Raw genomic sequence first — 26,951 nt, forward strand, 5'->3', positions numbered from 1 at the left:
TGCGCTATCGGTGAGCCAGGACGTGGCCACCTTACCCCTGAATCAGGATTGAACCATGGAATACCTGTTGCAACTCGCCGTCAGCCCCACCGCCTGGATTGCCCTGGCGACGCTGATCGTCATGGAAATCGTGCTGGGCATCGACAACCTGATCTTCATCTCGATCCTGACCAACAAGCTGCCGGCGCAGTTTCGCACCAAGGCCCGGCGCATCGGCATCGGCATGGCCCTGATCCTGCGCCTGGGCTTGTTGGGCACCATCGCCTATATCGTCAAGCTCACCGCGCCGGTGATCGAGGTGTTCGGCCAGGCGTTCTCCTGGAAGGACATGATCCTGATCGCCGGTGGCCTGTTCCTGGTGTGGAAGGCCACCACCGAGATTCATCACAGCATGGACCCCGAGGCCAAGGCGGCCGAAGACAGTACGGCCGGTATATCCCTGGGTTTCGCGGCGGCGATCGGTCAGATCCTGATGCTCGATATGGTTTTTTCCATCGACAGCATCATCACCGCCGTGGGCATGACCGAGCACCTGCCGATCATGGTGGTCGCGGTGGTGGTGGCGGTACTGGTGATGCTGCTGGCATCCGAGCCGCTGGCGAAGTTCATCAACGATAATCCGACGGTGGTGATGCTGGCCCTGGGTTTCCTGATCATGATCGGCATGACCTTGATTGCCGAAGGCTTCGGCGCCCATGTGCCCAAGGGCTATGTCTACGCGGCCATGACCTTCTCCGCGGTGATCGAAGGTTTGAACATGCTGGCCCGGCGTGCTCGGCACAGGCGTCAGGCTGCGCAAGGCTGATAGCAGTCGTAACTATAAAAAGGCCGCCTGGATCCAGGCGGCCGTTCTCGTTAAACGCTCATCAGTGGACAGTGGCGGCGCGGGCCTGGGGTTGTTCGCTGGCTGTGGGTTGCGCGGGCAGGGCAGGGTGGTGATGCCGCCGGGAGATTCTCAGCACTCCCCATAACATGGCTGCCGCGACGGTCAGCCAGCCGAGCACCAGCAGTGCAACGATCGCTACAAGGCTCATCAGTGCCTCCTTCGCCCGTTCGGGCTCACTCACTTCGTCTTTCCAGGTTCAGTCTAGACGTTGCTGTGTTTCAGTCCATTGACCAAAGGTCGCGTGGGGTCAGTCATTTCGCTCTATCGCGTCAGGCAATCTGCAACGAAAGGCTATACCCCCGTTCACCCGCGACCTATGATCAGGGACCCTGCCAGGTGTTGAACGGCCTGGCGATTGACCAAGAGAGTGAAGATGTTCAAGGGATCAACAGGTTTGCAAATGGTAGCGGGGCGGCGCTTGTGGCTGGTGGGCGCCTTGTTGCTCGGATTGGGCGGTTGTGCCAGCGGTGTTGCGCCAGATGTCCAGCGCCTGCCGGAGCGGGTTGAGCTCAATGCGGTGCCGTTCTTCCGTGGCGAGGCCTATCAAGGCGGCACCATGGCCCTGGCCACCATGCTGTCGCAGCAAAGTGTCAGCGTGACCCCGGGATTGCTGGAGAAACCGCTGAAGTTGCCGGGGGCCGAGGAGGGTCTTGAGCGCAACATGCAGGTCCTGGCCCGTGAGTACGGCATGGTGGTGTATCCGCTGGACCCTGAGTTGTCGGCGTTGCTGGCCCAGGTGGCGGCCGGCTATCCGGTCATGGTGCGGTTCAGCGAGGGCCGGGTCTGGTCGACCCCACGCTATGCGGTGCTGGTCGGTTACAACCGAACCAAACAGACCGTACTGTTGCGCTCGGGCATGAGTCCGCGGACGCCGATGAAGTTCAGCGCCTTTGCTTCGGCCTGGAAGGATGCCGGTAGTTGGGCGGTGCTGATCCAGGCGCCGACGCAATTGCCGGCCCAGGTCGACCGGCAGCGCTGGCTGAAAGCCGCCAGCGACCTGGCCCAGGCCGGCCAGGAGCAAGCGGCGGCCCAGGCGACGAAGACCTTGGCCGGGCACTGATGGCCGTAGTTGCCACAAGCGGCGGCGTTTAGATCCCCAGCTTGTCCCGCAAGGTGTAATACCAGGCTCCGAGGGCGGTGAACGGCGTGCGCAGCAACTGGCCGCCGGGGAACGGGTAGTGCGGCAGGTCGGCAAAGGCGTCGAAGCGCTCGGCCTGGCCGCGCAGGGCCTCGGCCAGCACCTTGCCGGCCAGGTGGGTGTAGGTCACGCCATGACCGCTGCAGCCCTGGGAGTAGTAGATATTGTCCCCCAGGCGCCCGACCTGCGGCAGGCGCGACAACGTCAGCAGGAAGTTGCCGGTCCAGGCGTAGTCGATCTTCACGTCCTTGAGCTGCGGAAAGGCCTTGAGCATTTTCGGCCGGATGATCGCTTCGATATTGGCCGGGTCCCGCGCGCCATACACCACACCGCCGCCGAAGATCAGGCGCTTGTCGCCGGAAAGACGGTAGTAGTCCAGCAGGTAGTTGCAGTCCTCGACGCAGTAGTCCTGGGGCAGCAGCGACTTCGCCAGTGCGTCGCTCAGCGGCTCGGTGGTGATCACCTGGGTGCCGCAGGGCATCGACTTGGCCGACAGCTCCGGCACCAGGTTGCCCAGGTAGGCGTTGCCGGCAACGATGATGAACTTGGCCCTGACCTTGCCCTGCGGGGTATGCACCACGGGGTTGGCGCCACGTTCGATACGTACCGCTGGTGACTGTTCGTAGATCGTCCCGCCCAGCGACTCGACCGCGGCCGCTTCGCCCAGCGCCAGGTTCAGCGGATGAATATGGCCGCCGCTCATGTCGAGCATGCCGCCCAGGTATTGGTCGCAGCCGACCACTTCACCAATGCGTCGCTCGTCCAGCAGTTCGAGCTGGGTATGGCCGTAGCGCTCCCAGAGCTTTTTCTGCGATTCGAGATGGCCCATCTGCTTCTTGGTAATAGCCGCGAATACGCCGCCGTCCTTGAGGTCGCATTGGATATTGTACTTGGCTACTCGCTCGCGAATGATCCGGCCGCCTTCGAAGGCCATCTGCCCGAGCAACTGTGCCTGTTTAGGGCCGACGCTGCGTTCGATGACATCGATGTCGCGGCTGTAGCTGTTGACGATCTGCCCGCCGTTGCGGCCCGACGCGCCGAAACCGACCTTGGCGGCCTCCAGTACCGTGACCCGGAAACCGTTCTCCAGCAGGAACAGTGCGCTGGACAGCCCGGTATAGCCGGCGCCGATCACGCACACATCGGTCTCGACGTCATCCTGCAAGGCGGGGCGTTGAGGAACCGGATTCGCCGAAGCGGCGTAATAGGACTGGGGGTAGGGAGTGTTCGCCATCCTGCAACCTCTGTTTTATATTTTTTACGAGTGGCCTGATCCTACCTCAGATGAAATACCCCCGCCAGCCACCCGGGGAAAAAGCCGGTTTGTCGGGGATTCAGTAAAAAATACGCGTATTCAAAGGGTTAGAGAAATAAAGAGGTTGACAGCTTTGAGAAAATCCGCAAAATGGCGCCCCACAGCAGGCACGTAGCTCAGTTGGTTAGAGCACCACCTTGACATGGTGGGGGTCGTTGGTTCGAGTCCAATCGCGCCTACCAAACAAAATCCGCTCTGCTGGGCGGTCAGAAAGGGTCAACCGAGAGGTTGGCCCTTTTTTCGTTTTCCGGGTGTTCACTAAAAAATACGCATATTCATAGGCTTAGCGGAAAGAAAAGGGGTTGACAGCCTTTCGGAAATCCGTAGAATGCCGCCTCACAGCAGGCACGTAGCTCAGTTGGTTAGAGCACCACCTTGACATGGTGGGGGTCGTTGGTTCGAGTCCAATCGCGCCTACCAAACAAAATCCGCTCTGCTGGGCGGTCTAGAGGGGTCTACAGAGATGTAGACCCCTTTTTGCTTTCCGCGATGTGCAAGATTGTTGCACAGCCACCACCTCAAAACGCCAGTCAGGTGCCTACTTCCAAGGCGAAATCCGCGGGATCGAACCGATCTCTCGTGTCCATCCGAATATTGCGCAGGTTCACTGTTTCCAGGTGCGACGCGTATAGAAGCTGCGAAAAGTAGCTGATCAGGATGGAGCGACGGCGGGTGCCGATTGCGTTCAGGCTGCCCGCATGCACCAGGTCGACATCAAACACCAGGATGTCCCCCGCGGAGCCTGAAAGCTGCACGGACCGGGACTCGTCATTGAAGTCGAACGGCGGCTCTCCCTGCCCGGGGCGATGGCTGCCGGGGACGATACGCGTCGCGCCGTTCTCGGGGCCATAATCGTCGAAATAAGCCAGGGCACCCACGATGTCGCCGGGCCGTTGGGCCGACAAGTCGCGGTGCAACTGCTGATGACCGCCACCTGCAAGGGGCTCGCGACCTTCCACTTGCGAAAGGAAGAACCGTTCTCCGATCAACTCACCCACCACCGCCAGCAGCTCGGGCAGGCGACACACAGCCTGAACCTTGGGATCCAGGTCCAGCAGCGAATGACGGCAGTCCATGCCTCGCGGTACTGGCCATTGCTCCGACGACTTCACGCCCGCGTCGAACGCGCTGCGAAGGTCACCCAGCCACGCGGCCGGGATTGCTCGGCGAAGCAGCACATAGCCATCTCGATGGAGTTGCTCGCGGTCAGTCATGGTTTCCTCAACTCCCTTGGCCTCCACGCGTCTTGCCGAGCGCTCCGGAGCCGGGCAAAAAACCTCGGCAATGTCGGCCCTTGTTGCGTTCGGATGGGCTCCACGATAGCAGAGCAGGGCGTTTGCGAGGAGCGAGGAGTCCGACCTTGGGCGATCCGCGGCGCTTTTGAAATACCATCAAACATTCGCTCGGTTGACCGCTTTCCATATTTTCAGAAAAGTCGACCCCAAGGCATGGGTCTTTTATTCACCCATCAATGGACTTCAGGTGGTGGACATCGGGGTAGACGCGGTCTGCTACGTTTTGCGCAAGGATGCGGCATGGACAATAAAACAATTCGCTGGGTGGCTGACTCGATGGTTGGCTTGGGGGCTGGAGCGGCGATCACCGGTTTTTCGACTTTGTACCTTTTGACCGGGGGCGCAACTCCCGAAATGCTGCTGTTGAGTGCCACGTTGTTCGTCACCAGCCTTTTTTGTTTTGTCTTCTCTTACGTGTGTGCGGTACAGGAGGTGGAGCAATGAAAGTCACAGTCATTCTGCTTTGGGTAGCCGGTATCGTGCTGTTGATGGCCGTTGCCTTTTGTCGCGGCCGCAAGCGTGGGGTTTCCAATAAGCAGTCCCTGCCATCCGATCGCGAGCTGCTTGATCGGGCCACGAGCGAGTTACAGGCACTCAGGGCGGAAGTCCACCAGCTTGGCAGGCAAATTGAAGAGCTGCCGGAAATGACTTCCATGAGCTCCGCAAGTGCAGGTTTGAAGCCGCATACCTTGGGTTCAAAGCTCTGATTCCTGCTCCTGCTCTGGTCGATATTCATAGACTCGCGGACAATGCGCTCATGGGTGCTGAACGCCCAGGTGCTCACTATTGAGCGAGCTTTTCTTTCCGGGGTGTTTCGCTTGCATCGGGGTATCAATGGTACGGTTACTGGCAGTCTCCGGGAGCCTTCGGGCTGCGTCTTCAAACGCCTCGCTACTTCGCGCTGCGGAGCGGCTCAGCCTCGAAGGGATGTCGATCCAGCAATATCTGGAGGTGGGGCAGTTGCCGCATTTCGATCCGGACCTGGCGGACAACCCTCCGGCGATCGTTGTGGCGCTACGTGAACTGATTGGTCGGACAGATGGCATCCTGATTTCCTGCCCCGAATATGCACGCGGTATCCCGGGTTCGTTCAAGAATGCGCTGGATTGGCTCGTCGCCAGCCACGAATTTCCCGGCAAGCCGGTGGCGCTGTTCAATGCATCGCCGCGGGCGAGTCATGCGCAGGCGGCGCTCAGGTTGGTGCTGGAAACGATGTCAGCCAATATCGTCGAACCAGCTTCGATTACCGTGAATCTGCTGGCCAAAGAGCTGGATGAAATCAGCATCGCGGCAGACCCACAGGTTCGCCAACAAATCGTTTCCGCCCTGGAGGCATTCAAGGGCTGGATCGATGAACAAGCCCGGCTCCGATAGGCGTCGTTTGATGAGCCGGTGAGCTGGCGCCGCCGCGATGCCCGTCATTCTTGACGTCCATCGCGAACAGGCTTGCTCCTGCAATCAGTCGGTCTTGCGGTCCTGTCGGACATCGATGAAGGGCAGGGAACCACTTGGCAATACGGTCGTCGGCAGCACACCGTTCCAACGCTCGGCCTTGGTCAATTCCACCAGGTTCTGGTTGCTCGCCAGTGCCTGGGCGCGGGCCTTGATCGCTTCGGCTTCGGCTCGACCGCGCAGTTCGGTGGCCTGGGCATCAGCCTTGGCCTGCGCCAATTGGGCGTCGGCCTCGGCTTGTGCCTGGGTCACGCGGATCTGTGCCTGGACCTGTTCCGTAGCCAGTTGTTGTTCGCGGGTCTTGACCTGCACTTCGGCGGCCATGCGCGCCTCGATGGCTTTCTCGTAGGCGTCGCTGAAGTCGATATTCTCCACCTGCACGCTGTCGATGATCACCGGCCCGGTGATCGATGCCTTGATCGCGGCGGAAATATCATTGACCAGTTGGACGCGATTCTGCACGGCGGCCACGGCGTTGAACTGGCCGAAGACATTCTCGACCTGGGTCGGGACCTGGCGGCTGATCAGGCGGTCGCGGATACCCTCGATATCCTTGAACTGGGTGTACACCTTGGCGACATCGGAAGGGGCGACGTGCCAGGATACCGAGACCTTGAGTTGTGCCGATTGCTGGTCCTTGCTGTAGGCCTGGAGGTTTTCGTAGGCCGAGACCTGGCTCTGGGTGCTGATCAGCTTGACCGTCTCGATGAACGGGGTCTTGAACGATAGCCCGGGGTCCACCACGCCGACGAGCGCGCCGTTTCTCAAGAGTACCCCGCGTTCCGTTTCATCCACGGTGTACCAACTGCCAAAAAACACGATGAGCAGGATCAATGCGGCCGCACCGCCCGCCACGCCGCCGATCATATTACGGGTCATATTTCGTTCCTTTGATGAGCGGAAAAGCACTCCCTGAATACGCTGCCTGGGTGTTCAGCAAGCGCGTCCCGCTAACATGGCCAATTGAGTGTCGGAGGCTACCTCGCCGACCGTAACGGTCCCGGGCAGCTGTCCGGCCGCCTGTATCGACGGCCCGACATGATAGCCACCTGGCTTGTTCGATGCTGAGACGCCACTCGCAGACCTGAGTGCCAGCCGCGACCGGCCAGTCATTTTTTTTTGGATGATACTGAAAAGCCATATTGACCCATTGTCGGACAATCTGTAGATTGCGCCGCCTGTGTCAAGGAGCGACAAAAATGGCTAATGGAATAGTCCAGCCTACCGGCTTGTGCTTATTCGAAAAATTCCTGACCAGTTCTCATTCTCGTCAAACAACTGTTCTGACACAGGATGCGGCTGTCTCGATCAATCACCGCGAACTGCTTGAGCGCGTGGCCCAGGTGCGCGGTGTGCTGAGTCACCGGGCACTCCAGCGTGGTCAGGTTGTGGCCATTGCCCTGGCGTCCGGCTTCGACGTGTTGTCGATGACGCTGGCGGCCTGGGCTGAAGGCCTGGCCATTTCCCTGCTGCCCCATGACCTGGGCGGGGCTTCCGGCAAGCTTGATGACGGTCGTTTGAGTGCCATGCTCGAGTTGATCGAACCGGCCCTGATTCTCGGTAGTGAGGCTGTTCAGCAACAGTTGGCCGATGAGTGGGCGAGCCGGGTGCTGACCGATGTCGCCCTGGGCGAAGCGCTGGGCGCCGTGCAAGCCCTGCATGAGCCGGCGCGTTGTGCCCCCGCCGACCTGGCTATCCTGCAGTTCACTTCCGGTAGCACCGGCATGCCCAAGGCGGTGTGCATCAGCCAGGCCATGCTCAGTGCCAATTGCCAGGCGATTGCCGAACGCGTCGTGGTCGGCCCGCAGGACCGGATGGTCAGTTGGCTGCCGTTGCATCACGACATGGGCCTGTCGGCGATCACCCTGGCCTGGTGGTGCGGCATCGATCTGGTCCTGATGCCGACACGTGAGTTTTCCCGGCAACCGCTCGCCTGGCTGCAGGCGCTGTCGCGCTACAAAGGCACCTTGTCGCCCGCGCCGACTTCGGCCTTTGCCTTGCTCAATCGTCTGGCCGGACGGGTGCGCGACGGTGAACTGGATCTGTCCGCCTGGCGTTACGCCTGGGTCGGCGCCGAGCCGGTGTTCCATGACCACCTGCGGCAGTTCGAAACCGCGTTCGCTCGCCATGGCCTGCAGCCCGCTGTATTGCAACCGGCCTATGGCATGGCCGAAGCCGTGGTGGCGGTCTCCCTCAATCCTCCGGGCCAGCCGCTGCGCGTGCGCTGGCTGGATACCCGTGCCCTGCATGGTCTCGGACAAGTCATCGAACTGCACGAAGGGGCTGCCGGTTCCGCTGCCTACCTGGGCAACGGCAAGGTGGTCGATGGGGTCGAGTTACGCATCGCCGACGAGCACGGGCTCGCACTGGGTGAGGGCTGCCTGGGCCATATAGAGATTCGCGGGACCTCGGTGATCAGCCAGTACTTGAAGGTTGCACCGGTACGCCGCGAGGGCGGCGACTGGTACAGCACCGGCGACCTCGGCTTCCTGCTCGACAGCGAAATCTATATCACCGGACGGACCAAGGACCTGATCACCCGCGCTGGTGTCAACGTCAGTCCGCAGATCATCGAATGGGCCCTGGAAAGCTCACTCGGACTGGCCGCGGGATCGGTCGCCGCCTTTTCCTGCATCGACAGCCGCCTGGCCAGGGAAAGCGTGGTGGTGGTCATGGCGAGCAACGCCCTGGCCGGGCGCGAGCTGGACGATCTGCGCCGCGAGGTGGCCCGCACGGCGGTCCGGCATGCGGGTGTCCAGGTCGACGACCTGGTACTGATCCGGCGTGCGGATTTTCCCAGGACCACCAGTGGCAAGATCCAGCGCCAATCCCTGTGCCGGCGCTATCTCGGCGGTGAATTGAGCAGCGTTGCCGCGACCCCGAACCCTCTTTCCGTTTAACCCACTTAGCCGCATGGATTGCCTGCGTGCAAGGAGCACCTGTGTTCGATGTTATTTGTCAGACGATTCGTAGTCTTTCGCTGCAAGGCATTCTGCCGGCCCATCTGAACAGCATGCCGCTGCAACCCGATGACGCTTTGCTCGACCTGGGCCTGGACTCCCTCAGCCAACTGACCTTGCTCTCCGAGCTGCGCGGGCGGCTGGAGGTGAGCATTCCGTCCGAGCCGATCGACGGCATGACCACCTTGCGCGAGCTGGCGCAATTGCTCGAAGGGGCGAATGTGTTCGACCTGTCTCCAGCCATCTGAGGGCGCGTGAATATGTCCGGTATTCCTAATAAAGCGGCTAGCTGGTTCGTCAGCGCCCGGGCTGATACCTGGGCCATCCTGATTGGTGGCCCGCTGATTTCGGTGGCCTTGCTACTGGCGATCCTGCACGGCCCGGCCTTTCTGATCGGCGCCTTGCTGTTCGCCTTGTTCCTGGATATCCCCCACGTGCTGCACACTCATGTGCGGCTGCTCGCCGAGCCGCTGGAATACCGGCGGCACAAGCTGCGTTTCTGGACCAGCCTGGGGCTGATCAGTGCCCTGTGTCTCGGGCTGTACGCTTTCGGTGCCTTTGCCTGGCTGGTGGCGATCTGGGTGTACTGGCAGCCGTATCACGTGTGCAAGCAGCACTTCGGCGTGGCCGCGCTGTATGCGCGCAAGTCCGGCTATAAGCACTCGACCACGCCGATCCGCACGATGGTACTGGCTGGGTTCGCCGCGCCGCTGTTGTACCGGATCAGCCATGGTGGCTTTCATTTCGGTGATTACCAGCTCTTCGGCCAGGCGTTGCCGTTTGCCAATATCAGCATCCCCACGCCGCCGCTTGATCCGCTCTGGTCCGCCCTGGCCTACGCCGTGTTCGCCTGCGTGACCCTGCGCTTCATTGCGCGGCAATGGCGCCAGGGCCAGCGTGGCGAGGCCTTGCCCAGGTTCGTGCTGGTGATGCTGGCGGTCTCGTTGGGACTGTACAACGCGGCCTACCTGCTGGTGGGCGACCTGTACGCGCTGATCCTGATCGGTACCAGCATCCACGCCTTGCAATACCACCTGGTCTGCACCTCGACCGTGCAGGCCGGCTTGCGCAGAACCCGCGAGCAGCCGGTGCCGGCAGGTCTCCTTGGCGCCGGGCATCGTTGGGTCAGGCAGATGGGCGAGCGGCCCTGGATCTGGTTCGCCAGCCTCGGTATGGCCAGCCTGTTGGTCCTGAGCCTGGAAATGCCCTCGGTCGGCTTGCTGCCCTTGATCGTGGTGCTCCATCACTTCTATCTGGACGGTGTGATTTGGAAACGTCCTTGAACCCTGCTCCGGCAGCGGCCGGGCAGGGCGAGCGCGGCTTTATCGAGTCGCTGCGGCCGCTGGTCGACGACCTGCGCCGGCACCAGCCCTGGCGTTACTGGCTGGACTTCGGCGTCAACATCGCGGCGTTCTGGGCGGCGTTGTCCTTGCTGGAAGTGGCCGGCCCCTGGCTGCAGGCCGGCTGCTACCTGGTCGCGCTCTTCAGCCTGTATCGCTGCGCGATGTTTATCCATGAGCTCAGCCATATGCCCCGGCGCGCGGTGCGCGGATTCAATCTGGCATGGAACCTGACCTGCGGCATCCCCTTGATGTTGCCGTCGTTCCTCTACCTCAGTCATATGGATCATCACACGCTGGCACGTTATGGCACCCGCCAGGACCCGGAGTACCTGCCGTTCGAACGACGGTTTGCCAGCAGCATGGCGACGTTGGCCCTGGGCACGCTGCTGACCCCGCTGTTGCTGTGGGTGCGCTTCGCCCTGGCCGGTCCGCTGTCCTGGTGCCTGCCGGCGTTGCGTCGGGTGGTGGTCGAGCGCTACAGCGCGGTGACCTTGCATGCCGCCTACCGCAACAACCCGGCGCGGCTGTCCGCCAGCCAGGCTTACAACCGCCTGCTCGAAGGCTTGACCTGCCTGTATGCCTGGGCATTGGTTGCCGGCGCGGGCACGGCGTGGCTGCCCTGGAGCCGGATCGGCTGGTTCCTCGCGGTGATCTACGGGGTGCTGTTCATCAATATGTTCCGCACCTGGCTGGCGCACCGCTATGCCTCGCCCGGTCATCCCGTCTCGTTGCAATGGCAACTGAGCGACTCCGCCACCCATGCCCGCCAGGGCGGTTGGATCGAGTTGTTCGAACCCCTGAGCCAGCGTTACCACGCGATGCACCACTTGTTCCCGGCATTGCCCTATCACGCCCTCAAGAGCGCCCATGAGCGGGTCATGGCGGCAGACGGCATGGCCGCCGAGCTGTACCGGCAGACCGCTTCGGCGCACCCGGGCCCGACTTCCACTCCTTACCCGACAGAGAATCCTTCATGAGCCGCTGGCAAGAAATCAGTCCCTTCGAACAGCATGTCAACCCGGCCATCGGCGAGTTGATCCGCCGGGTCGGGCTCGACAAGACCTTTGTCCGCGGTGAGGGCTGCTATCTCTATGACGCGGCGGGGCAGGCCTACCTGGATTTCCTCGGCGCCTATGGGGCGTTGCCCTTCGGCCATAGTCCGGATGCGTTGTTGGCTGAGCTGGCGAGCTTCCAGCTCAGCCGCGAGCCGATCTTCGTCCAGCCGTCGTGCCTGGCGGCCAGTGGCCGGTTGGCCGAGCGCCTGCTGGAACTGGCGCCGGGCAAGTACCGCAGCGTGACCTTCCAGAACAGTGGGGCGGAAACCGTCGAGGCGGCCTTGAAAGCCTGCCTGATCAAGACCGGACGCAAGCGCATCCTGTCGACCCATCAGAGTTTCCACGGCAAGACCCTGGGGGCCTTGTCCGCCACCGGTTCGGATAAATACCAGGAGGGCTTCCAGGCGCCGCTGCCAGGTTTCGACTTTGTCGACTACGGCGACATCCGGGCCCTCGAGGCGCAATTGCAGCGTTATCCGGAAGCGTATGCGGCGATCATCGTCGAGCCGATCCAGGGCGAGGGCGGGATCAACCTGCCGCCGGCCGATTACCTCCAGGCCGTTCGCGCGGCGTGTGATCGCCACGGCACGCTGTTGATCATCGACGAGGTACAGACCGGGCTCGGGCGTACCGGCAAGCTTTTCGCCAGCGAAGGTGTGCAGGCCGACTGCCTGCTGCTGGCCAAGGCCCTGGGCGGCGGGGTGATGCCGATCGGCGCCTGCCTGCTGGCCGAGAGTGCCTATAGCGAAGACTTCCAGAACAAGCATTCCTCGACCTTTGGCGGCAACACCCTGGCCTGCCGTATCGGCCTGAAAGTGCTGGACCTGCTGCGCGACCAGCCGGAGTTGCTCGACAACGTTCGCGACAACGGCACCTATCTGCTGGAGCAATTGCAGGCGCTGGCGCAGCGCTACCCGACGTTTATCCGCGAGGTGCGGGGCGCCGGTTACCTGATTGGCATCGAGTTCACCCTCGACCGCAGTCATTACCCACAGTTTCACGGCGGGTTCACCGGCATCATGGGCGAACAGGAAAGCCTGGTCCCGGTGCTGGCCAGCTACCTGTTGAATGTCGAAGGCGTGCGCGTCGCTCCGACGCTCAATGGCGCCAGCGTCATGCGCGTGGAGCCGCCGCTGATTGCCGGGCGCGCCGAGTGCGAGCACTTCCTGCAAGCGCTGGCGCGGACCCTGCAACTGGTGGCCGAAGGACGCACCGGTACCTTGCTGGCGCATCTGCTGGAGGCCGAGGCCGGTTTCCCCGGAGCCCGGGGCCTGCCCTTGAACACCGCACGCTTCGACGAGCCGGTTGCCGATAATCACTTCGCCTTCATTCTCCATCCGCTGGAACTGGAGAACTACGCCGAGTTCGATGAAAGCCTCAGTCATTATTCGCGCCATTCCCTGCAAATGCTCGAGGAGCGCCTCAACCCGCTGCTCGATCCATTTTTCGTCTCCACGGTCGAACTGACTTCGCCGGCCACCGGGCGCAAGGTCAGCGGCGACCTGATCATGGTGCCGCGTTCGGCGGCGCAGATGGCGGCGATGCCGGTGGAAGAGTCCTGTGCCCTGATCGGCCAGGCCATCGACATGGCCAAGGGGCGCGGTGCCAAGTTGGTGGGCCTGGGCGGGCATACCTCGATCGTCACCGGCGGCGGCCTGCGCCTGCTGGACAAAGGCATCCCCCTGACCACCGGTAACACCTATACCTTGCTCACCGCGGTCGAGGCCGCCTGTCGCGCGGTGCACCTGACCGGGCGGCGCATGCAGGACATGCGCGTCGCGGTCATCGGTGCCACGGGCAGTATCGGTTCCGCCATCGCCCGGCTGATCGCTGGTCAGGCCGGCCAAGTGACCCTGGTCGGCAACCCCAAGAGCGCGCGTTTCAATACGCCGCGCTTCGCTTCGGTGATCACTCAATTGGTGGCCTACGGCGCGCAGAGCGTCGCGGCCGACGGCAGTGTCCTGGCGCTGATCGGTCAACGCCTGCAAGGCCGGGATGCCGCCGGGCTGGGGCGCGCGTTGCTGGACGAAAACGGCAGCCGCACGCCGCTCAAGTGGAGCAACGATGTCCAGCAGTCGCTGGCGGATGCCGACCTGGTCCTGATCGCGACCAACAGCGCGGAACGCTTCATCAGCGCCGACGATATCGCCGTCGGCACCATTCTTTGCGACATCTCGCGGCCGGCCAATGTCAGCCAGGATATTGCCGCCCGCCGCCCCGATGTGCTGGTGCTCGACGGTGGCATTGTCGAGATGCCGGGTGCCGCGCGATTGGGTTCGCGCTACGGGATCCCCGACGACCTGGCCTACGCCTGCATGGCCGAGACCATGATGCTCGCCCTCGAAGGCGAGTGGCGGCATGCGAGCCTGGGGCTGGACCTGAGCAATGACGACCTGGAACTGATCGAAGGCCTGGCCGGGCGCCACGGTTTCAAGCTGGCCGGCTTGCGCAGTTTCGACAAGGCCCTGGATCCGCAGGCCTGGCAGCGTTACGCCGAACGTTTCGCCACGGTCGCCGAACCCATCTGAAGAGAGCACACCTCACATGCCCGTATTGGAAAAGACCACGTTGATCAAGGGGCGCAGCTGCGCCGAAGTGTTCGACTTTTGCCTGGAAGGTGCCAACTTCCCGAAGATCTTCCCGGAGCGGGTCACGCCGCTGGGCAAGATCGATATCGCCGACCTGCGCATCGAGCAGGGGCGCGAGTTCCGTTTCCGCCACTGGATGTTCGGTTTCATCCCGGCCAACTGGACCGTGCGCATTCGCGAGGTCAAGGACAACCAGCACTTCATCGACGAGATGATCAAGGGGCCGCTCAGCGCGTTTCGCCATGAGCATCGGGTCGAGGCCGCCGAGGGCGGGACGCTCTATACCGACCGGGTCACCTACCGGGCCATCGGCGGCGCGGCGCTGGAATGGCTGTTCGTCAATGCCTACATGAACCGTATCTTCGATGCGCGCCATCGCAATATGCAACAGCTGTTGGACATCGCATGATTACCGTTCAAGTGGTCGACAGCGCCAAGCGCCTGAAGCAGTTCATCGAGTTGCCGTTCCGGCTGTATGCCGACGATCCGCTGTGGATTGCGCCGTTGCGCAGTGACATGAAGCGGATGCTTTCGCCGCGGCACAACCCGTTTTTCCGTGAGGCCGAGATCGAGCATTTCCTCGCGGTGGATGCCCGGGGGCAGGTACAGGGCCGGATCAGCGTGAGTATCCACGCCGCCTATAACGAGCGGTTTGGCGCCGAGCACGTGTTCTTCGGTTTCTTCGAGGTCGCACCGGACCCGGCAGTGGCCAGGGCTTTGTTCGAAGCCGTCGGCAACTGGGCCAAGGCCCGTGGCAAATCGCGCCTGCTGGGTCCCTACAGCTACACCTCGACCCAGGACGCGGCGCTGCTGCTGGAGAATATCGACGGGCGCGCGCCGACGCTGCTACAGACCTACAACCCGCTCTGGTATGCCGACACCCTCAAGCAACTGGGTTTCGAACTGGCCTTTACCTTCAGCACCTACGGCGTGACGGCCGAGCAGTACAAGGTGCGGCGCAAGGCCAACCGCAGCGAGCGGGTGATGCCGGGCAGCCAGTTCAGTGTGCGCAGCGCCAGCCGCGCCGATCTGCGGGGCAATCTCGACGAAATCCGCTGCCTGTTCAACAGTGCCTTTGCCGCGAACTACGAGGTCGCGCCGATTTCCGCGGCGAGCTTCAAGTTCCAGATCGACAGCGTCAAGACCTTCATTGACCTGGAGGGCATCAAGCTGATCGAGCTGGACGGGCGCGCCGTGGCGTTTTTCCTGATCCTGCCGGACCTCAACCAGATCCTCGACAAGCTCAAGGGCCGCCTGGGGCTGTTCGACCTGTTCAAACTGGGGCAGTACAAACGCAGCGTCGAGGGCGCGGTGATCGCGCTGATCGGCGCCGATCCCACCGTGCAGGGCAGTGGCCTGGGCCGGTTGATCGGCGAGGAGATCGTGCGTTATGCCGAGCCGCGCTTTAGTCGCGTCGACACCATGTGGATCGATGACCGCAACCCTTCCAGCTATGTGCTGGCACGCAACCTGGGTATGCGCCGGACCAAGCGCTATGGCGTTTTCGGCCTCGATCTCGTTGAACCATCGCTCTGAAACGGAGTTGTAAACCGTATGGACACCCCCCTGATTTCCCTCGCGGGATTGAAGAAGTATTACCCCAGTGGCGATGGCCGCAGCCTGGTGCTCAACCATATCGACCTGGAGATCGCGCGGGCCAGCATGACCGTGATCCGCGGCATCTCGGGTTCGGGCAAGACCACCTTGCTCAATATCCTCGGCGGCCTCGACCGGGTCGACGAAGGCCAGGTGCGGGTCGGCGATGCGCGGCTCGAGACGATGGACTTTGCCGCCCTGACGCGCTTTCGCGCCGAGCGGGTCGGCTTCATTTTCCAGTTCCACAACCTGATCCCGACGCTGACGGTCAAGGAAAACGTACTAACCGGCCTGGAGCCGATCCGCACGGTTACCGTCCAGGACCATCGGCGGGCCGAGGAGTACCTGCACAAGGTCGGGCTGCAAGAGCACGCCGAGAAGTTTCCCGCCAAGCTCTCCGGCGGGCAGCAGCAGCGCGTGGCGATTGCCCGCGCGCTGATCAAGGAACCGCAGCTGATCCTCGCCGACGAGCCGACCGGCAGCCTGGATGAGGAAACCGGCATGCGGGTGTTCGAGTTGCTGCGCCAGATGCAGGAGGAGAAACAGGTGACTGTGGTGATCGTCACCCATAACCCGGCATTGGGACAGCATGCCGACCAGGTCTACGAAATGCGCTCCGGTCACCTGTACAGGGCCGCCCAATGAATATGCTGGTCCGGCATGTGCTGCGTTCGATCCTGGTCATTCGTTACCGGTTGCTGACCATCGCGCTGATCTGCGCCTCGACCTTCGGCGTGCTGGTGGGGGCCTACTCGGCCATCGACAGCCTGTTCAATACCGTCGAGGACATCCAGTCATCGGCCGCGATGGCCGGGCTGGAAGTGATCTTCGCCCCTGACGAGCAGATCAATCTGCCGGTGTTCGATGAGATCCCCGGAGTGAGCGCGACCTATCCGCGGCTGTTGATGCCCGGGCTGGTGCCCCTGGGCGGCGAGCAGCCGGTGGCGGCACTGATGATCAGCTCGCCGGCTGAGGATTTCACCACGGTCAACCGGCTCAAGGTGCTCGACGGTCGGCTGCCCGACGCACAAGATCCCGCCGGGGTGGTGCTGGAGCGCAACTGCGCCGAGTTCCATGGCAAGCGGGTAGGGGACAGGTTCAGCTTCGTGTCCGGCCATGCCGATTACCCGGTCGAGGTGGTCGGCATCGTCGAAAGCCCGGAATACCTGGTGGCGCCGTTGAACCCCAGTGTCTATGTGCCGAGCAACGGTTCGTTGTGCGTGGTGTTCGCCGACCAGGCGCTGATGCGCCAGCAACTGGGGTTCGCGGCGGTGAACAGTCTGCTCTTCAGCCTGTCGGCGGATGCCGACCTGGGCCGGATCAAACATGCCGTGACCGAGCGCGCGCAGACTCGCCTGGCGGTCGATTATGTGCTGCCGCGCCAGGAGCAGTTCAGCCAGAAATTCCTTGAGCTGGACCTCAACACCTTCAAGGTGTTCCTGCCCACGGTGGTGCTGATCTTCGCCCTGTCGTCGACCCTGGTGGTGTTCTTCCTGATGTACCAGTGGGCCAAGGAAGAGCGGCCGCTGATCGCCATGTTCCTCACCCTCGGCTATACCCGTCGCCAGGTCGCCTGCGCTTACAGCCTGCCGGCGCTGATGCTGGTCGCGACGGCGTTGTTGCTCGGTTGTGGCTTTGCCCTGTTCGACATGTATGCGTTCGGCCTGAACTACGCCCGGGCCATCGGCATGCCGGAACCACACCTGGTGTTCCAGCTGCCCTATCTGTGGCGCGCCGGACTGGTGCTGTGCGGCACCGTGGCCCTGGGCATGTACCTGCCCATGCGGGCGATCCTCGGTATCACGCCGATGGATGCCCTGCGTGATGTCGGCGCCGGCCAGGAGCAGCCACTGGCCCAGCGCATGGTCGCTTGCCTGAGCCATATCGGTGGGCCGTTCTGGTTTCGTTACTCCTTGCGCAACCTGCTGCGCAACTGGCGCATCAGCCTGGTGACCGTGCTCGCCATGGCGGCGAGCATCGCCATCACCATCGCCTTCTACATTTCCCTGACCTCCATGGAACGCACCGCCATCAGCAACGTCGAGCGCGACAACTGGAGTCGTGTGGTCGACCTGGATGTGCCTTGGTGGGATGAGGATGTCGCGCGTCTGGAGGCGCTGGCGCCGGGCAGTCGCTGGTCGACTTTCGTCAAGGGCGGTGCCCAGGTCAGTGGCCGTGGGCAATTGGACAATGCCAGCCTGTTGGGGATCGAGCCGGCCGACGGCGTGCGCCATGTCAACCTGATGCAGGGGCGCATGCTCCTCGATGGCGATCGCGATGGCGTGGTGATCGAGCGGCGTATCGCGATTGCCCAGGGTGTCGGGCCCGGTGATCGGCTGACCCTCAAGGTTCGTGGCAACGATTACCCGACGACGGTCGTCGGAGTGTTCTCCGGGGCCCTGCCGGGCGAGGTGATCACCAGCAAGGATTACGCCCGGCGGATGCTGGCGCTGGATGAACAGTTTACCGGTGCCTATCTGGTCGATGCCGGTTCATCCGGCCTGGAAGACGCGCGGATCTACGCGGTGCCGGGTGTGGTGCGGGTGACCTCGAAACAGGACATTGTCGCGGCCATCCTCGAAATCAGCTCGCATATCTGGGTGATCATCCATATCTCGGCACTGATGAGCATTGCGATCGCCTTGCTGTTCGCCGTGACCAGCATGAACTTCAGCATTGTCGGACGGCGCGCTGAATACGGGGTGCTGCGCATCCTCGGCTTCAGCGACCGCAACGTGTCGCTGATCATGCTCTGTGAAACCTTCAGCATCGCCGTGCTCGCTGGCCTGGTTGCCATGCCCCTGGGCTACGGGCTGGGCGCGGTGCTCAACCATCGCCTGACCGATGTCTGGTTCAAGATCAACACCGATCCGGCGTCCAGCGATTTCCTCCGGGTGATCCTGCCCGCGCTGCTGATCATTCCCTTCGCGGCGATGCCTGCCATTCGCCATGTGTTACGCATCCCCGCGGTCGACACCCTCAAACTCAGGAATTTCGGATGACTCGCCGATTGCTTGCCGTTTTACCCGTGTTGCTCGCCTGCTCCGGGCCGGTGCTGGCCGACGATGCCCTGTCGATCATGCAGGACTCCGACCGCCGCATGAAAGCCCAGGATGAACAGATCGACTACCGCATGGAGTTGTTCGAGGCCGACCACCTGACCTTCACCCGCCAGCTCACACGGCTGGACAAGCGCATGAGCGAACGCACCGGCACGCTGGTGCGCTTCACGGCGCCAGCGGCGGTGAAGAACGTCGCGTTGTTGATCGAGGACAGCGGTGCGGCGACCAACGATATCTGGTCCTACACCCCCTCGACCAAGAACCTGCGGCGCCTGGCCGGTTCGCAGAAGCAGAACTGGTTCATGGGTACCGACTTCACCTATGAGGATTTCGAGGACTACAAGCTCGCCAGCTATCAGTTCACCAGCCTGGGCCAGCCTGAAGCCTGCCTGAGCTGGCCGGCCTGTCGGCGGATCGAGGCCCGGGCGCAGACCGAAGAGGCGCGCATCTCCGGTTATTCGCGCAAGGTCTACTACCTCGAAGAGAGCAGCCGCTACCCGGTGCAGATCGACTACTTCGACGCCCAGGGCACGCTGGTCAAGCAGCTCAAGACCGACGGCCTGCAGGTGGTGGGCGGCTTCAGCCGACCGACCGCGCAGACCATGTTCAACCTGGCCGCGAACAAGAGCACCCGGATGATCGTCGAGAAGGTCAGCATCAACCCCGGCATTGCCGAAGCCAATTTCACCCAGCGCGCCCTGCGCACCGAACATTGATCCGAGTACCCATCATGTCGACTCAACCCCTGGAAACCGTGGTCCTGGAACTGTTGGCCACGACCCTTGAACTGGACATCAGCGAGCTGGATATCCAGCTCAGTATCGACGAGCTGGGGCTCGACTCGCTGGACGTGCTGAAGCTGACGTACGCCATCGAGAAGCGCTTCCAGGTCAATCTGTCCAGCTACAGCCACACCGACATCAGTTCGGTGGCGCGCCTGATCGAGATCCTCGCCGAGCAACTGGCGGGCCTGCGAGTCGCTTCATGAATGAGGTCGTGATCACGGGCGTCGGTTGTGTGTCGCCCTTCGGTATCGGTCGGCAAGCCTTGTGGGACGGCCTGGCCCAGGCGCGCTGCGCGATTGCCCGGGTGCCATGGCTGCCGGGGAACTGCAATGCCGGTGCGCTGCCCGAGCAGACGCTGGAAGGCCGCTTCAGCGCCAACGAGTTGTTGATGTTCGACCGCTCGACCCAGTTCGCGCTGCTGGCCGGGCGCGAGGCGCTGGATATGGCGGCGCTGGACATGAGCGCGGTCGATGCCCATCGCTGTGCGGTGTATATGGGCACGGCGGTGGGCGGCAGCGACTCCCTGCACAGCGCCTACCTGGATCTTTACCAGGCCGGCAGCCAGACCCTGGCGCCCTGGACGGTGCCTCGGGTGATGGCGAATGCCGCGGCCAGTCACCTGAGCCTGCGCCATGGTTTCAAGGGTCCGGCAATGACCTTGAGTACCGCCTGCGCCTCTTCGACCCAGGCCGTCGGCGAGGCCTATCGGCTCCTGCGTCATGGCGACGCCGACCTGGTATTGGCCGGCGGTACCGATGCCTGTCTCAACCCGCTGGTGTGGAAAGCCTGGGAAGCGTTGCGGGCCATGGCGCCGGACACCTGCCGACCGTTTTCCGCCGGCCGGCGCGGCATGGTCCTGGGGGAGGGCGGGGGTGTGCTGGTCATGGAAACCCTGGCCCACGCCCGGGCGCGGGGTGCCCGGGTGTTGGCGCGCGTGCTGGGCTATGGCGTCAACAGCGATGCCGGCGACCTGCTCAAGCCGTCGGTAGACGGCCCCGCATTGGCGATGCGCCAGGCGATGGCCAGCAGTGGGCTGGCGCCGGAACGCTTCAGCTATATCAATGCCCATGGCACCGGCACCTTGCTCAACGACCGCTGTGAAACGGCGGCAATCCGCCAGGTATTTGCCGCCCATGCGGACCGCTTGCAGGTGTCTTCGGTCAAGTCGGCCATCGGTCATCTGATGGGCGCGGCGGGAGTGGTGGAGTTGATCGGCGGGCTGCTGGCGACCTTGCACGAGCGGATTCCGCCGACCCTGAATTACCAGGCGGCGGATGCCGAATGCGACCTCGATTACGTCACCGAAGGCGCCCGTCCGGCCCGGGTCGAGGCCTGGCTGAAAAACTCCTTTGCCTTCGGCGGACTGAATGTTTCGCTGGCCCTGGGGCGAGCCGTGGAGGCTGGGCAATGATTCTGGTGACGGGGGCCAGCGGTTGCCTGGGCAGTCATATCGTACGGGCTTTGTTGGCTCGTGGTGAGGCGGTTGCCGTGCTGGTCCTGGCGAACGACCCGGCACCGGCCCTGGCGCAGGTGAGTGAGCGGGTAGCGTGGCGAGTGGCCGACCTGCTCGATCCGGCCGGTCTCGACCGCGCGCTTGACGGTGTCGAGCAGATCTATCACGCCGCCGGCCTGGCGCTGCCTTATGAAAGCGCCCGGGCGCGGATGTTCGCGGTCAATGTGCAAGGCACGGTCAACCTGCTGCACGCGGCGCGCCGTGCCGGTGTGCGCCGGGTGCTGCATGTGTCGTCGATTGCCGCGGTGGGCTATCCGGCCGGCGAGGCGGATGAACATATGGCCTACAACGGCGCCGCCTTCAAGCTGGCGTACATGCACAGCAAACGCGCGGCCGAGGAGCGGGTCCGGCAGTTCTGCCGGGAAGGCATGGACATCGTCATCGCTTGCCCTTCGGCTGTCATTGCCCCGCACTGCGATGTAGTGCATGGCTGGGGCAAGGTCATGCTCGACCTGCGCCAGCGGCGCCTGCCCTTTATCCCGCCCGGCGGGATCGCCGTGATCGGCGCCGAGGACCTGGTACAGGGGGTGCTGGCTGTCATGGACAAGGGCCGGTGTGGCGAGCGTTACATCCTCAGCAGCCTGAACGTCAGCTATCGCGAATTGTTCACCGGCATGGGCCGCGCGCTGGGTGTGCCCGAGCCGCGCTGGCAGCCTGCGGGTTCGACCCTCAAGTGGATCGTGGCGCTGCTGCGACCGCTGGATCTGTTGACTTCGATCATCCCCTTGCGACTCTCGGCGGATGTGCTCCGCCTGTTGGGGATGAATGTCTACTACCGGACCCACAAGGCGCGCCAGCAGGTGGGGTTCGCGCCCCGCCAGAGCCTGGAACAACTGGTTGGCGAAACGGCCCGTTGGTTGTTGGCTCGACAGGAGATTGAGCAATGAATGCATGGACCGCATTGGCCCTGGCGGCGCGTCCCGACACCCCGGCCGTTGTCGAGCTGAACCTGTGGTTGCAGGACTGGGTCGGACGCCTGGATTTCCGCCTGATGGATGTGCGCCGCTGTCTGCCGCCACACCTGGTGCTGGCCCTGGGTAATCGCGGGGTACTCGGCATGCAGGTCGCCGAGGAGCAGGGGGGCCTGCTCGGTTTTTCGACGTTCGAACTGTTGCGGGTGCAGCGTCAGTTGGGCGCCATCGACCTGACCCTGGCATTTTTCGTCGGGCTCAACAACGGCCTGGGCATTCGCCCGATCCAGCGTTTCGGCTCGGCCACGGCGAAGGCGCGTTACCTGCCCCAACTGGCCACCGGGCGGATGCTCGCGGCCTTTGCCCTGACCGAGCAGGGCGCCGGTTCCAATCCGTTGAACATGGCGGCCACGGCACGCCGCGAGGGCGAGCATTGGCGCCTGGATGGGCGCAAGTCCTGGTGCGGCTCCGCCGCCTGGGCCGGGGTGATTTCGGTGTTTGCCCGGCACCTGGACGAGCAGGGCCGCGACTGCGGCTTTATCGGTTTCTGCCTGGATGCCGAGCAGCCGGGCCTGCGCCAGGGCAGCGAGGCGCTGACCCTCGGCCTCAAGGGCATGGTCCAGAACCAGGTGCATTTCGAGGCCGTCGAGGCCCGTGCGGAGCAGGTATTGGGTAGCCCGTTCGCCGGGATGGCGGTCGCCAGCGACACCATGGTCTTCGGTCGCCTGGGTATTGCCGCAACCTGTGTCGGTGCCTTGTGGCGCTGCGTGCAATTGATGACTCGCTACAGCACGCGTCGTTCCCTGGGCACCCAGCGGCTCTGGGACCACGAGCATACCCAGGCGCTGATCGGGGCGGCTGTCTGCGCCGCCACCGCCCTGGGCGGTTGGGTCGACGACCTGGCCACCGGCCTGGACCAGGGGCAGCCCGCGCCGCCGGCCGAGGTCCTCGCGGCGGTCAAGTGGTTGGCCAGTGAACTCCTGGGTGAAGTCAGCGACAGCGCCCTGCAGATGCTCGGTGCGCGTGGCTACTGCGATAACAATCCCATCGGCCAGCTCTGGCGCGATGCGCGCATCACCCGTCTGTTCGAGGGGCCGTCGCAGACCCTGGCGGCCTTTATCGGTCAGCGGGTGTTGGAACAGCCGGCCGTCATCAGGGCGTATCTGGCGTTCATGCCCTACGGTCAACAGGCCCTCCAGCGCCTGGAAACCTGGATTGCCAGCGAACGGCTGCCGCCGCGAGGCCACGAGCGCCTGTCCGAACAGGTGCTCCAGTTGGGGCAGTGCATCGCCTGGCTGATGCTCTCGGCCCAGGCCCTGGAAGAGCATTGCCGGCCCTGGGTGATGTCCCGCCTGGCGGCGGCGGAGCGCGACTGGGAGCATCTGGCTTCGCCGCGTTTCAGCCTGGCCGGGCTGGGTGGCTGGGTCGATGCCCGGATCGGTGTTTTCGACCGGGTGCGTGCCGACGAGGAGGTCGCGCTCGATGAGCTGCTCGTGTGTGGGGAGGAGGTATGATCAACAGAACCTTGAGCCTGGGCGCGCTGATGTTGCTGGTTGGTGTCGACAGCCAGGCCGGTGTCCTTGACGCGGCGGATTTCAACGCTCGGTTGGAGACCCGCCAGGCCGTGACCCGTGAGGGCGAGTGGGGACTGGACGAGTATTCCGCTCTGCTGGGCAGTGCCTGGCAAGGCGATTCGGGCTGGCGGCTGAAGGCGCAGGTCAGGGCGTTGCAGGAGAACAAGCTCGACGGCGATTACCACGAGATCGAACCGCGCGAGCTGTTCGCCGAATACCAGGGTGAACGCTGTACCTCGACCGTCGGTGTGCAGCAGGTGGTATGGGGCAGCGCCGATCGTTTGCGGGTGTTGGACGTCATTCATCCGTTCGACCGGCGCGAAGGTTACTTCGGTGACTATGTCCAGCAGCGCCGCCCGCTGGCGATGCTCAACAGCGAGTGCTCGGTATTCGAGGACCAGTCGCTGCAGCTGTTGTTGATTCCGCAGACCCGCAAGGACCTGCTGCCGGCCAGTGACGGGCGCTTCGCCGAACCTCGGGTCGGCGATCTGCTGAGCGGCGTGCCCCGCAGCGACGCCGCCGATCCGGACTGGCGCAAGCCGGCGGACTGGACCCCGGCACTGCGCTGGAGCGGCAATGCCGCGGGCGTCGACTACTCCCTCAATGCCTGGCATGGCTGGCAAACCGAAGACACCCTGACTCCGGAGCTCACGCGTAGCGGCTTGAGCTATCGCCAGCAATTGCAGCGCCGCACCCTGTTCGGCGGCTCCTTTGCCATGCCCGTCGGGCCGGTGGTGGTCAAGGGCGAGGCGGCACTCACCCCGGATGCCTATCGCTACTACCGGGATCCGGCGGGAATCGTTGATGTGCAGAAGAACCGCCAGCAGCAATTGTTGCTGGGCGTCGACTATCTGACTGGGGACTGGTTCTTCGGCGTGCAGTATTACAACCTGTGGAAAGACGATGTCGGGCAGGCCCTTGACCAGGATCGCTCGGAAATCGTCAGCCTGGCGATACGCCGGGAGATGCTCCAGGGGCGGCTCTACCTGACCGCGTATGTCGCCCAGGACTTGCGGCAGTCCGCGCAGTATGCCGCCCTGGAAATGCGTTACGACCTCGATGCCCACTGGCAACTGCGCAGCGGGCTCGATGTATTTGACGGCAGCCGGGGCAGCTTTGGTTACTACGAAGACCAGACCCGCTGGGTCAATGCCGTGCGTTATTCATTCTGAGACCCTGGGTGCAATCGATCCGGCCGCCGACTTTGGCGTACGCCGGGTCCTTGCTGTCTTGGCTCCCGCCGCCTTGCGTTTCTTCTTCCAGGGCGCCGCGACTTGTCCGGCCATCCCGGCCGGCATCGTGATCTGCAACTTCAACTCGACACAGCGCCCCACCTGCTTGCTCATCCAGGCCGCCTGCTTGGCGACGAACTCTTCCAGGCTCATCTCGCCGCTTTGCACCATGTCCAGTGCCTGTTCCCAGATCGCCGTGGTGCCCGGGTCGGCAATCGCCCGTGGCACCGCATCGATCAGGCTGAAGGCCGCCGGGGTCGCAGCGAGGCTTTTGCCGTGCTTGACCAGGTAACTGCGATCGAGCAAGCCCTGGATGATGCCGGCGCGGGTGGCTTCAGTGCCGATGCCGGTGGTGTCCTTGAGTTTCTGCTTGAGGCGCGGGTCCTCCACATACTTGGCGACGTTTTTCATCGCCTTGATCAGGTCGCCTTCGGTGAAGGGTTTTGGCGGCTGGGTCCAGAGGTCCTTGAGGTCGATCCGGCTCAGCGCGCACTCGGTGCCTTCGCGTAACGCCGGCAAGGCCTGCGGCTCGGGGGCTTCGCGGCCCTTGGCCGGTGCCAGCGCTTCAGGCAGGGCACGTTTCCAGCCCGGTTCGACGATCTGTTTGCCCACGGCCCGCAATGCCTGCGCGGCACAGTCGAAATCGGCCTGGGTCCGGTCATATTCGTGATTGGGCAGGAACTGTGCCAGGTAGCGGGCGCGAATCAGGCTGTAGACGGCGCGCGGCTTGCCCTGCAAGCGCTCGAGGCTGGCGCCGCTGCCCGTCGGGATGATGCCGTGGTGGGCGGTGACCTTGGCGTCGTTCCAGGCTCGCGAGCGGCGCGTCGGATCGAGATACGGCACCAGTTTGTCCAGGCTCGGATCAGCCCGTCCGAGCGCCGCCAGGACCCGGCTCGCGTCGCCGTGCTGGCTCAGGGGCAGAAAGCCGCAATCGCTGCGCGGGTAGGTGATGACCTTGTGGGTTTCATACAACGCCTGGGCAATGTCCAGTGTCTCCTGGGCACCCAGCCCCAGTCTTTTCGAGCACACTTCCTGCAAGGTGCCGAGATCGAAGGGCAGCGGGGCGGCCTCGCGAATCCGCTCGGTCTTGAGCTTCACCACCCTCGCGCCGGGCGCCGCGCCCATGGCGCTTGCGGCCTGCCGGGCAAGGGCCTGGTCGAGGCAACGGTCCTGGTCGTCACAGGCGTCCTGCGGCGCGCGCCACTGCGCGATAAAGGGCTGGCCGTCGTGCAGCAGGTGCACGTCGATCGCCCAGTAAGCCACCGGCACGAAGTCGGCGATGCTGCGGTCGCGGTCCACCACCAGACGCAGGGTCGGGGTTTGCACGCGTCCCACCGGCAGCACGCCCTGGTAGCCGGACTGACGGCCGAGCAGGGTGAACAGGCGGCTCATGTTCATCCCGATCAGCCAGTCGGCCCGCGAGCGACCCAGGGCTGAGTGATAGAGTGAAAAGGTTTCGCTACCGGGCTTGAGCGCCGCCAGCGCCTTGTGGATCGAGGCGTCGTCCAGAGCCGACAGCCAGAGTCGCTGGATAGGCCCGCGGTAACGACAATGCTCCACCAGCTCACGGGCAATCATTTCCCCTTCGCGGTCGGCGTCGGTGGCAATCACCAGTTCCCTGGCCTCGCCGAGCAGGCGCTTGACGGCCTTGTACTGGCTGGCGGTCTTGGGCTTGACCTGCATCTTCCATTTGTCCGGGACGATCGGCAGGTCGGCCAGCACCCAGCGTTTGTAGCGCGCGTCGTAGGCATCCGGCGGGGCGGTTTCCAGCAGATGGCCGATGCACCAGGTGACGGTGGCATTCGGCCCCGTCCAGCAGCCGTCGCCGCGCCGCGTCGCGCCGAGCACGGCGGCAATGTCTTTGGCCTGGGAGGGCTTCTCACAGAGGAACAACCGCATAACCACCTTGTTTCATCAGCGCCTGGCAAGGGCTACAGGATGCTCAGTGTTGGCGCGGCGGGCAACCTTTATCTGTATGTATATACAGCTTTTGTTTCGACTTTGCTGGCGAGCCTCACCGAATAGGCACTGCTGTTGGTGATAGAGGCGAATTGGGCGGAGATTGAAATGGTTTTTTGTCCCTGATATGGAAACAATGATTCCTTGTTTTGGTGGATTGTCCTGTTTTTGTTGGTCGTCTAAAGTTCATTCCAAGCCGGCAGCACATACGTCCAAGCGGAGAATGCGCCGAGCTACCAGACTACTCAGACTTTCGACAGCCAAAGGAACTTGCCATGTCTATCCGT

Annotated in this window: 25 protein-coding genes and 2 tRNA genes; 22 read left to right on the plus strand and 5 right to left on the minus strand. The window is 63.4% G+C overall.

The features are described from left to right. Positions 1-55: 55 nt before the first annotated feature. The gene (locus M5B96_RS29340; RefSeq protein ID WP_248800418.1) at positions 56-805 is read left to right on the plus strand and encodes a TerC family protein; all 750 of its coding nucleotides are present in this window, start codon (positions 56-58) and stop codon (positions 803-805) included. Positions 806-866: 61 nt separating this feature from the next. Here the strand turns inward: M5B96_RS29340 and M5B96_RS29345 are convergent, their stop codons facing one another. Beyond that, positions 867-1,034 carry a hypothetical protein gene (locus M5B96_RS29345; RefSeq protein ID WP_248800419.1) on the minus strand — a complete coding sequence of 56 codons (168 nt, stop codon included), beginning with the start codon at positions 1,032-1,034 and terminating at the stop codon, positions 867-869. 252 nt (positions 1,035-1,286) lie between these two features. Between M5B96_RS29345 and M5B96_RS29350 the strand changes: the two genes are divergently transcribed. After that, positions 1,287-1,946, plus strand: a complete 660-nt coding sequence (locus tag M5B96_RS29350; RefSeq protein WP_248800443.1) for a peptidase C39 family protein — start codon at positions 1,287-1,289, stop codon at positions 1,944-1,946. Positions 1,947-1,974: 28 nt separating this feature from the next. Here M5B96_RS29350 and M5B96_RS29355 read toward each other — a convergent pair whose 3' ends face one another. Beyond that, on the minus strand, positions 1,975-3,258 hold the full coding sequence (locus tag M5B96_RS29355; RefSeq protein WP_248800420.1) for an NAD(P)/FAD-dependent oxidoreductase: 1,284 nt from the start codon (positions 3,256-3,258) through the stop codon (positions 1,975-1,977). A 186-nt stretch (positions 3,259-3,444) separates the two neighbouring features. Between M5B96_RS29355 and M5B96_RS29360 the strand changes: the two genes are divergently transcribed. Both M5B96_RS29360 and M5B96_RS29365 read left to right on the plus strand, forming a co-directional pair. Further along, a tRNA-Val gene (locus tag M5B96_RS29360) sits at positions 3,445-3,521 on the plus strand. A 161-nt stretch (positions 3,522-3,682) separates the two neighbouring features. Further along, positions 3,683-3,759: transfer RNA gene (locus tag M5B96_RS29365), tRNA-Val, on the plus strand. Between the two features lie 110 nt (positions 3,760-3,869). Here M5B96_RS29365 and M5B96_RS29370 read toward each other — a convergent pair. Beyond that, complete coding sequence (locus M5B96_RS29370) at positions 3,870-4,553, minus strand: phytanoyl-CoA dioxygenase family protein (RefSeq protein ID WP_248800421.1); 684 nt, start codon at positions 4,551-4,553, stop codon at positions 3,870-3,872. 321 nt (positions 4,554-4,874) lie between these two features. On the opposite strand from M5B96_RS29370, the gene M5B96_RS29375 reads away from it, so the two are divergent. The 3 genes from M5B96_RS29375 (at position 4,875) to M5B96_RS29385 (ending at position 6,008) form a co-directional block, all read left to right on the plus strand. Continuing rightward, a complete protein-coding gene (locus M5B96_RS29375; protein WP_248800422.1) occupies positions 4,875-5,078 on the plus strand; it encodes a hypothetical protein in 204 nt (67 codons plus the stop codon). Next, entirely contained in the window at positions 5,075-5,341 is a 267-nt protein-coding gene (locus M5B96_RS29380; RefSeq protein WP_248800423.1) for a hypothetical protein, read from the plus strand. Before M5B96_RS29375 ends, M5B96_RS29380 begins: the two co-directional genes overlap by 4 nt. 127 nt (positions 5,342-5,468) lie before the next feature. Then, positions 5,469-6,008 carry an NADPH-dependent FMN reductase gene (locus M5B96_RS29385; protein ID WP_248800444.1) on the plus strand — a complete coding sequence of 180 codons (540 nt, stop codon included), beginning with the start codon at positions 5,469-5,471 and terminating at the stop codon, positions 6,006-6,008. Positions 6,009-6,092: 84 nt separating this feature from the next. On the opposite strand, the gene M5B96_RS29390 is transcribed toward M5B96_RS29385, so the two are convergent. After that, on the minus strand, positions 6,093-6,965 hold the full coding sequence (locus tag M5B96_RS29390) for an SPFH domain-containing protein (protein WP_248800424.1): 873 nt from the start codon (positions 6,963-6,965) through the stop codon (positions 6,093-6,095). Between the two features lie 320 nt (positions 6,966-7,285). Between M5B96_RS29390 and M5B96_RS29395 the strand changes: the two genes are divergently transcribed. Genes M5B96_RS29395 through M5B96_RS29465 form a run of 15 tightly spaced genes read left to right on the plus strand, consistent with a single transcriptional unit; the run spans position 7,286 to position 24,645 of the window. Further along, positions 7,286-8,986, plus strand: coding sequence for an AMP-binding protein (locus M5B96_RS29395; protein ID WP_248800425.1), 1,701 nt, complete (start codon positions 7,286-7,288; stop codon positions 8,984-8,986). A 41-nt stretch (positions 8,987-9,027) separates the two neighbouring features. Next, on the plus strand, positions 9,028-9,294 hold the full coding sequence (locus M5B96_RS29400) for a phosphopantetheine-binding protein (protein WP_248800426.1): 267 nt from the start codon (positions 9,028-9,030) through the stop codon (positions 9,292-9,294). 12 nt (positions 9,295-9,306) lie between these two features. Continuing rightward, positions 9,307-10,329 carry a hypothetical protein gene (locus tag M5B96_RS29405; protein WP_248800427.1) on the plus strand — a complete coding sequence of 341 codons (1,023 nt, stop codon included), beginning with the start codon at positions 9,307-9,309 and terminating at the stop codon, positions 10,327-10,329. Next, positions 10,314-11,366 (plus strand): fatty acid desaturase family protein, encoded by a 1,053-nt coding sequence (locus tag M5B96_RS29410; RefSeq protein WP_248800428.1) that lies wholly within the window; start codon positions 10,314-10,316, stop codon positions 11,364-11,366. Before M5B96_RS29405 ends, M5B96_RS29410 begins: the two co-directional genes overlap by 16 nt. Further along, the gene (locus M5B96_RS29415; RefSeq protein ID WP_248800429.1) at positions 11,363-13,972 is read left to right on the plus strand and encodes an aminotransferase class III-fold pyridoxal phosphate-dependent enzyme; all 2,610 of its coding nucleotides are present in this window, start codon (positions 11,363-11,365) and stop codon (positions 13,970-13,972) included. The genes M5B96_RS29410 and M5B96_RS29415 overlap by 4 nt, the downstream gene beginning before the upstream one ends. A 16-nt stretch (positions 13,973-13,988) precedes the next feature. Continuing rightward, positions 13,989-14,441 (plus strand): SRPBCC family protein, encoded by a 453-nt coding sequence (locus M5B96_RS29420; RefSeq protein WP_248800430.1) that lies wholly within the window; start codon positions 13,989-13,991, stop codon positions 14,439-14,441. Then, entirely contained in the window at positions 14,438-15,568 is a 1,131-nt protein-coding gene (locus M5B96_RS29425) for a hypothetical protein (protein WP_248800431.1), read from the plus strand. Before M5B96_RS29420 ends, M5B96_RS29425 begins: the two co-directional genes overlap by 4 nt. A gap of 18 nt (positions 15,569-15,586) precedes the next feature. Then, complete coding sequence (locus M5B96_RS29430) at positions 15,587-16,273, plus strand: ABC transporter ATP-binding protein (protein ID WP_248800432.1); 687 nt, start codon at positions 15,587-15,589, stop codon at positions 16,271-16,273. Beyond that, positions 16,270-18,630, plus strand: coding sequence for an ABC transporter permease (locus tag M5B96_RS29435; RefSeq protein ID WP_248800433.1), 2,361 nt, complete (start codon positions 16,270-16,272; stop codon positions 18,628-18,630). Before M5B96_RS29430 ends, M5B96_RS29435 begins: the two co-directional genes overlap by 4 nt. Next, positions 18,627-19,406, plus strand: a complete 780-nt coding sequence (locus tag M5B96_RS29440) for an outer membrane lipoprotein-sorting protein (protein ID WP_248800434.1) — start codon at positions 18,627-18,629, stop codon at positions 19,404-19,406. The genes M5B96_RS29435 and M5B96_RS29440 overlap by 4 nt, the downstream gene beginning before the upstream one ends. A gap of 14 nt (positions 19,407-19,420) precedes the next feature. Further along, entirely contained in the window at positions 19,421-19,678 is a 258-nt protein-coding gene (locus tag M5B96_RS29445) for an acyl carrier protein (RefSeq protein WP_248800435.1), read from the plus strand. Beyond that, positions 19,675-20,886 (plus strand): beta-ketoacyl-[acyl-carrier-protein] synthase family protein, encoded by a 1,212-nt coding sequence (locus tag M5B96_RS29450; RefSeq protein WP_248800436.1) that lies wholly within the window; start codon positions 19,675-19,677, stop codon positions 20,884-20,886. Before M5B96_RS29445 ends, M5B96_RS29450 begins: the two co-directional genes overlap by 4 nt. After that, positions 20,883-21,875, plus strand: a complete 993-nt coding sequence (locus M5B96_RS29455) for an SDR family NAD(P)-dependent oxidoreductase (RefSeq protein ID WP_248800437.1) — start codon at positions 20,883-20,885, stop codon at positions 21,873-21,875. The genes M5B96_RS29450 and M5B96_RS29455 overlap by 4 nt, the downstream gene beginning before the upstream one ends. Then, positions 21,872-23,413 carry an acyl-CoA dehydrogenase family protein gene (locus tag M5B96_RS29460; RefSeq protein WP_248800438.1) on the plus strand — a complete coding sequence of 514 codons (1,542 nt, stop codon included), beginning with the start codon at positions 21,872-21,874 and terminating at the stop codon, positions 23,411-23,413. The genes M5B96_RS29455 and M5B96_RS29460 overlap by 4 nt, the downstream gene beginning before the upstream one ends. Continuing rightward, positions 23,410-24,645, plus strand: coding sequence for a hypothetical protein (locus M5B96_RS29465; protein ID WP_248800439.1), 1,236 nt, complete (start codon positions 23,410-23,412; stop codon positions 24,643-24,645). The genes M5B96_RS29460 and M5B96_RS29465 overlap by 4 nt, the downstream gene beginning before the upstream one ends. On the opposite strand, the gene M5B96_RS29470 is transcribed toward M5B96_RS29465, so the two are convergent. Next, a complete protein-coding gene (locus tag M5B96_RS29470) occupies positions 24,637-26,604 on the minus strand; it encodes a DNA topoisomerase III (protein ID WP_248800440.1) in 1,968 nt (655 codons plus the stop codon). The genes M5B96_RS29465 and M5B96_RS29470 overlap by 9 nt on opposite strands. Positions 26,605-26,951 lie beyond the last annotated feature (347 nt).

Origin of the sequence: Pseudomonas sp. MWU13-2105 (assembly GCF_023242315.1) — a bacterium.
GTDB lineage: Bacteria > Pseudomonadota > Gammaproteobacteria > Pseudomonadales > Pseudomonadaceae > Aquipseudomonas.

What these genes read in the sequence shown, in the direction of transcription:
- M5B96_RS29380 (WP_248800423.1), top strand. Translation starts at nt 5,075, where the DNA reads ATGAAAGTCACAGTCATTCTGCTTTGGGTAGCCGGTATCGTGCTGTTG.
- M5B96_RS29345 (WP_248800419.1), bottom strand. Translation starts at nt 1,034, where the DNA reads ATGAGCCTTGTAGCGATCGTTGCACTGCTGGTGCTCGGCTGGCTGACC.
- M5B96_RS29415 (WP_248800429.1), top strand. Translation starts at nt 11,363, where the DNA reads ATGAGCCGCTGGCAAGAAATCAGTCCCTTCGAACAGCATGTCAACCCG.
- M5B96_RS29350 (WP_248800443.1), top strand. Translation starts at nt 1,287, where the DNA reads ATGGTAGCGGGGCGGCGCTTGTGGCTGGTGGGCGCCTTGTTGCTCGGA.
- M5B96_RS29470 (WP_248800440.1), bottom strand. Translation starts at nt 26,604, where the DNA reads ATGCGGTTGTTCCTCTGTGAGAAGCCCTCCCAGGCCAAAGACATTGCC.
- M5B96_RS29435 (WP_248800433.1), top strand. Translation starts at nt 16,270, where the DNA reads ATGAATATGCTGGTCCGGCATGTGCTGCGTTCGATCCTGGTCATTCGT.
- M5B96_RS29445 (WP_248800435.1), top strand. Translation starts at nt 19,421, where the DNA reads ATGTCGACTCAACCCCTGGAAACCGTGGTCCTGGAACTGTTGGCCACG.
- M5B96_RS29385 (WP_248800444.1), top strand. Translation starts at nt 5,469, where the DNA reads ATGGTACGGTTACTGGCAGTCTCCGGGAGCCTTCGGGCTGCGTCTTCA.
- M5B96_RS29420 (WP_248800430.1), top strand. Translation starts at nt 13,989, where the DNA reads ATGCCCGTATTGGAAAAGACCACGTTGATCAAGGGGCGCAGCTGCGCC.
- M5B96_RS29395 (WP_248800425.1), top strand. Translation starts at nt 7,286, where the DNA reads ATGGCTAATGGAATAGTCCAGCCTACCGGCTTGTGCTTATTCGAAAAA.
- M5B96_RS29450 (WP_248800436.1), top strand. Translation starts at nt 19,675, where the DNA reads ATGAATGAGGTCGTGATCACGGGCGTCGGTTGTGTGTCGCCCTTCGGT.
- M5B96_RS29430 (WP_248800432.1), top strand. Translation starts at nt 15,587, where the DNA reads ATGGACACCCCCCTGATTTCCCTCGCGGGATTGAAGAAGTATTACCCC.
- M5B96_RS29370 (WP_248800421.1), bottom strand. Translation starts at nt 4,553, where the DNA reads ATGACTGACCGCGAGCAACTCCATCGAGATGGCTATGTGCTGCTTCGC.
- M5B96_RS29440 (WP_248800434.1), top strand. Translation starts at nt 18,627, where the DNA reads ATGACTCGCCGATTGCTTGCCGTTTTACCCGTGTTGCTCGCCTGCTCC.
- M5B96_RS29405 (WP_248800427.1), top strand. Translation starts at nt 9,307, where the DNA reads ATGTCCGGTATTCCTAATAAAGCGGCTAGCTGGTTCGTCAGCGCCCGG.
- M5B96_RS29375 (WP_248800422.1), top strand. Translation starts at nt 4,875, where the DNA reads ATGGACAATAAAACAATTCGCTGGGTGGCTGACTCGATGGTTGGCTTG.
- M5B96_RS29465 (WP_248800439.1), top strand. Translation starts at nt 23,410, where the DNA reads ATGATCAACAGAACCTTGAGCCTGGGCGCGCTGATGTTGCTGGTTGGT.
- M5B96_RS29460 (WP_248800438.1), top strand. Translation starts at nt 21,872, where the DNA reads ATGAATGCATGGACCGCATTGGCCCTGGCGGCGCGTCCCGACACCCCG.
- M5B96_RS29390 (WP_248800424.1), bottom strand. Translation starts at nt 6,965, where the DNA reads ATGACCCGTAATATGATCGGCGGCGTGGCGGGCGGTGCGGCCGCATTG.
- M5B96_RS29355 (WP_248800420.1), bottom strand. Translation starts at nt 3,258, where the DNA reads ATGGCGAACACTCCCTACCCCCAGTCCTATTACGCCGCTTCGGCGAAT.
- M5B96_RS29340 (WP_248800418.1), top strand. Translation starts at nt 56, where the DNA reads ATGGAATACCTGTTGCAACTCGCCGTCAGCCCCACCGCCTGGATTGCC.
- M5B96_RS29425 (WP_248800431.1), top strand. Translation starts at nt 14,438, where the DNA reads ATGATTACCGTTCAAGTGGTCGACAGCGCCAAGCGCCTGAAGCAGTTC.
- M5B96_RS29455 (WP_248800437.1), top strand. Translation starts at nt 20,883, where the DNA reads ATGATTCTGGTGACGGGGGCCAGCGGTTGCCTGGGCAGTCATATCGTA.